Annotated in this window: 1 protein-coding gene; it reads right to left on the bottom strand. The window is 70.0% G+C overall.

The window, feature by feature from the left end:
- Positions 1–283 (bottom strand): hypothetical protein (locus AC3XQU_RS23730; protein WP_489876591.1); only part of this gene is annotated, 283 nt, incomplete at both ends.

Here is a 283-nt window from a genome sequence, read left to right as displayed (position 1 = left end):
AGGTCGTTCATCGGGTCGAGACCCGCAGCCTGGGCCATCCGCACGCGCGCGTCGTGCAGCCTGCGCGGGACCATGCCGGTGCGACCCTGGAGGGACCGCTTCTCGTCCAGGAGATCGACCTGGCGGCTGGTCAGCGGGGACAGCTCGTCCCGAACGGTCTCCTCCTCGCCTTGGAGCGTCGCCTCACGCGCGTCGAAGTCAGCCAGGAAGTCAGCCGCAGTAGTTTGCGCCTCGGCGAACTGCGCGGCGGTCTCGGGCACAACGAGCCCGATGGCCTCGGTCC

It is taken from the genome of Telluria sp. AZSoR62 (assembly GCF_058111565.1).
Note: the sequence above shows the minus strand (reverse complement) of the source record. Positions and strands in the feature narration are given on the sequence as shown.